Here is a 4,610-nt window from a genome sequence, read left to right on the forward strand (position 1 = left end):
CAATGGAAATTTGATCGGGTGAGGTTTTTCCCGCACTGAAATGATCATCAATCAACGCCAGGATACGCTGTCCCGCATTTTGAATGGCTTGAAGATCATGTGCGTTGTCCTGCTTACCCACGTCCTCCAGCTCTTCCTCGATCATTTCGGAATAGCCGATCACGTGCCCAACAGGTGTTCGCAGATCATGCCGGATTTTTGACAATAGTGTCGCAAACGAGTTTTCAGGCGCTTCTGTCATGACTACCCTGCCGTCGGAGGTTCATGGTCTCGATGAAAACGATGCACCGTCCATTGAAGCGCCTCTATCAGTGAGGTGTCTGCGAGTTCTTCAATGATGGTCAGCTTCGCGTCTTCATTCTCCAATGTTTCAAGTCGCCGACTTGCTTCCGAAAACAACAATGCTTGATTTGAATATTGCCAGGCAAGTTCACGCACCGCCATTTTGCCTTGATAAAGCTCCCAAAGGGCTAGCCAAAGCGGCAAGAGTCCCATCAGAAAGACCAGAAACGTTTTACCATCGGTCGCCATGACATTCAGGTGATATAGATCTTTCTTGAAAAACACGAGCGCAAGAGTTCCGAGAAAAGACCCAATAAACAGCAGGCGCTTGATCATCTCAAGTCGTTCATGTTCATGATGCAGTTGGTGGACTTTCTTTTTGAAATAACCCGATTGGTCCTCTACCCAACGCTTCCTGACAGCGGCAATATCCCGGCCAAACGTATGAGCTGAGGGTAAGGGTTCAACACTCTTTGCGGCGTCATACAGCCACTCCAAACCATTGAAACGGTTGACCTTCATCAGTTTAAGGTGATCCTCGATAGAGGTCGAGTGCCCACACCCTGCAAGTTCCAGAAAATATCGAATCCGGATCGTCTCAGCAAAGGCCCGATAGGCCAGATGTTTCGAAAACCATGCCCTATCGCGACTGACTCTGAACAGGACATAGCCAACGGCAAACAACACTAAATATGCAACGAGATACACATTTGACGAACTTAGTTTGGCATAAATCAGGAAAAACAAGCCCATTGAGCCAGCCATCAGACCAAAGCTCTTGAACAGGAAATCAGATCTCGTCTGATTTGCTATAGCAAGTTGGTCAGCACGAACAAATTCTCCATTCAGCCGCTCGAAGTTTGGAGAATGCTCAGCGTCTTCGGGAACGAAAAAATCATACGAAACGATGTCTTTCGCATTGTCAGAAAATCGCTCAGAAGCATATCTTTCAAAACCCACCCATCGGTCGGATACTTTTTTCGGAAAATCTAACAGGCTGGCGATACACCCCGGTGACCCTTCAGACATCAGGTATTCAAAACCCACCTGCCCATCAGCATCGTCACTCCATTCTCTGGGAGAGAAGATGGAAATTACCAGATTTTCATCATCCCCAAGTGTCGATTCCCGCGTAACCTTTTGAACACCTGAACCCGATGATCCAGTCAGGTAAGACAGGGCGACATCCGAGGTCCCGCCAGGAAGTTGGTTCGCCACGCCGTCCCACAAAGCCATCAGAACATTTGATCGTCGGACAAGGTAATCTTTCAACATCAGATACTGGCTGTCCCGGTGCAGTTTTGATGAATTAGACAGCGGCAACTCCTCGACCACGACCTCGTCGGTGTTGATAAGCCGTCTGAATGTTGCCAATCCATCTTCCGAGAAATCTTCCTCATAATCACTGATTGGCATAGGCAAGACGGCACGCACTGCCATCCCCAACTCAAGCGCAACTTCAGCAACCAACGTGTCAGCCCCCTCAGCAAGACCACATACGACCTCGACCGGCAGGGATGAGAAGTTTGCCTTGATCTGTTGCAGTTGGGCTGAAACGTGTTCCTTGATCAGAGGCCATAGGGGTTTTGGTATGTCCCTGTGGCCAGTGATACCAACGACAAAAGTCAGTGCTCCAGGACCGGTCATGAACGTTCCTCGCTATTGCAAATTTTTTTACACAGGCAGTAGTTCATTGGCTTTGTTTCCGCTTCGTAATGACGGCTGAAAGGCTTTCGTCAATCAGTTTCAGCGTTGCCAGTTCCTCTTGGGTTGGCAGCTCGCTAAGACCGCACAAGCCTTTGGCAACGTTATGAACAATATCTGCTCCATTGCGAACCCGAGCCGCTTCGGAGAGATTCCTCAGAACACGTTTTTCACCGGCCTCGCCATCTTCCAGCAAGATACTGATGTATTCATCATATCGGTAAAGACAGGTATCCTGATTCAGATGGCGTAACAGGTCTGAGTGGCGAAGGGCCTCTTCGAAATGTTCTTTGTCTTCCTGGGTGGGTACGCCACGGGCAACGGATAGCAACGCCGCCACAGCAGCAAGGCCCTCAGCCAGTTCTTCATTTTGAACTTTCGTGGAGAACCGATCGAGAATGTGGTGAAGAACCGGCTTGTTCATCATATCATCGACACCGCGTCGGACACCTTCCAACGAGGTTCTCTTGGCTTTATGGTGCTCTTTGATCAGAACGCGCCGGGTCTCTTCGTCCCGCCTTTTGTTCCGACGAGCATTGTTCTGCTCGACCAGATTCGCAAGGTTTTCCCGTAGGTCCAGTCTCTGTTCAACGACCTCGACCACCGCTGCGGCATCGAAGCAGACTGCAATACTATACTGCTCTGCCCGGGTTGAATTGGAACTGACCCCGCCAGAGAGAATGGCTTCGGTTGCAAACAATTGTCCCGGACCGATAGTATCTACTTCGAGGTCATGTGAATCTCTGAAATCCTCCAGAATACTGACTTCCCCTTCGACAAGCACGTAAAGCCCTTCGGGAACTGTCCCTGACAGGAAAAAACATGAAGGCGGACTCAAATCAAAGGTCCTGTATGATTTACAAAATATATCGACTTCTTCGTCACCCAGTATTCCCAGAACGGGATTAGCCTTAACCAGCGCAACGACCGCTTCAGCCGAAGTCACTGCTGTTACTTTTTCGTCCAGGTAAGGCCATTCTTCCGGGGAGCTTTGCAACATTCTGTTCATCGAAATCCGGAAGTCGGTCCGCCGCGCGGCCGACCAGATGGCCATGACCATTTCGTTTTGAGCATCCCACCACGGGTCGTCACCTTCGAAATGGTATCTGACACGGTAATCTATGCCACGTTCACTGTATCCAAGGATGTTGAAATCCGGTTTGGGGTCCCTGAACACATATTTGGAATGCTTCAACTCATCTGCAATTGTTCGAATGACTTTCTCAGGAGGAGCAGAAAGTTCGACCGTAAACGTAACATAGTACCTGAAGACATCTTTTGGCTCACTGAAGTTCAGGATTTTTGTATCCGCGACCGCACTATTGGGAAAAATGTAGAGTGAGTCTGTATGCGGGTTGTGCAACGACACGCTGCGCCAGTTAATGTCGTACACTTGCCCATACACATCATCGATCTCGACATAGTCACCGATGCGAAGCGCTTTGGTTGCATTGAGCGAAAAGCCTGAGAAAATCTCACGAATGGTCGATTGTGCTCCAAAACCGATGACAACAGCGGCGGCCCCGGATGTGGCCAAAATTGGGCCTATCGGCTGTCCATACACGTAATGTAATACGAACATCACGGCGACAGAATAGATCGCCAGACCGACTACGTCCGTGATCAGTTTTGGAACCCGGCGTTCGCCGTGGAAGGACAAAAGTCCGTCCCAAAAGAACCTGATCAGAACCGAGTTCACCAGGAAAGCGACTGAGATCCCCCACAGGAAAACAACCGCCCGCTGGACTTCCGGAACTATGTCACCCCACTCAAGAAAATCGAACGCTGGGCGAACCAAAAAATACAAGATGGACCAAATAGCGACCAACTCGACCGAAAACTTTAAACGGTATTTTTTCCAGCGTGAAACGGCAATGGCGGTTCTAATTAAAACCGAAGTGACACATATCAGAAACAGGAAGAAAACCACTGCTTCGATCATGCTGCTTGCTTCTTCCACAGTATTCTGCCTGTCTTTTAATAGCCGTTATCAGCTGCGTCGGGCGATGGTGTTTGCTAGGATCGACAACAAGAGGCCAAGCGTAAAATAGCCTACAACGACTTCGCTAATAACAAGCATTTCGCCAATGAGAGAGTTTGCCGTCACATCGCCATACCCAAGCGTCGTATAGGTGACCAGGGAGTAGTAGAACGGGGTGAACCAAGTATTTGCCGAGTTGGAATAGTCCATCATTCCCCAGGCCAGATTCATGTCGGCGGTGTAAATCAGCCCGTAAAGAGTCGAGATGATCACAGCGTAAAACCCTACCTTCAGAAGGCTCCGACCATGGTCAATCATGCCCCATGCACGAAACAACACCAGTTCCAAAAATCTTACAAACCCGTCAGGTTTTGCCTCAATCGATATTCGCAGCGTATCTATGTAGTCCTGATCCCTTACATCCCGAATGAAGACCGCGTTGCCAAAACAGCTGTCGATGCCGCGGATACCGTAAAAGCGATCCTGCATCGTTCGGTAACCGCCAAATTTTGACAAGGTGAGATCCACGCCAGTAATATTACAGTAACGGCAGTCGATTGAGGTAAGGTCAGATCCACGCATTACGGCGTTTTTTAGGTTGGCTGACATGAAGTTAGCACCTGTGAGGTTTGCTCCACTAAAA

At 49.2% G+C, this 4,610-nt stretch carries 4 protein-coding genes; all 4 read right to left on the reverse strand.

Annotated elements, in window-relative coordinates; all coding sequences use genetic code 11:
• Positions 1 to 241: histidine kinase dimerization/phospho-acceptor domain-containing protein (locus Q1B15_RS07305; protein ID WP_299752306.1), on the reverse strand; the 241-nt coding region annotated here is incomplete at its 3' end.
• A 2-nt stretch (positions 242 to 243) separates the two neighbouring features.
• Positions 244 to 1,929, reverse strand: coding sequence for a hypothetical protein (locus Q1B15_RS07310; protein ID WP_299752309.1), 1,686 nt, complete (start codon positions 1,927 to 1,929; stop codon positions 244 to 246).
• A 43-nt stretch (positions 1,930 to 1,972) separates the two neighbouring features.
• Positions 1,973 to 3,946, reverse strand: a complete 1,974-nt coding sequence (locus Q1B15_RS07315; protein ID WP_299752312.1) for a mechanosensitive ion channel domain-containing protein — start codon at positions 3,944 to 3,946, stop codon at positions 1,973 to 1,975.
• A 30-nt stretch (positions 3,947 to 3,976) separates the two neighbouring features.
• The coding region (locus Q1B15_RS07320) for an ion channel (protein WP_299752315.1) at positions 3,977 to 4,610 on the reverse strand (634 nt) is incomplete at its 5' end.

Origin of the sequence: uncultured Boseongicola sp. (genome assembly GCF_937988555.1) — a bacterium.
Lineage (GTDB): Bacteria > Pseudomonadota > Alphaproteobacteria > Rhodobacterales > Rhodobacteraceae > Boseongicola.

Excerpts from the sequence above, each read along its gene's own strand:
- Q1B15_RS07310 (WP_299752309.1), bottom strand. The coding sequence starts at position 1,929 with ATGACCGGTCCTGGAGCACTGACTTTTGTCGTTGGTATCACTGGCCAC.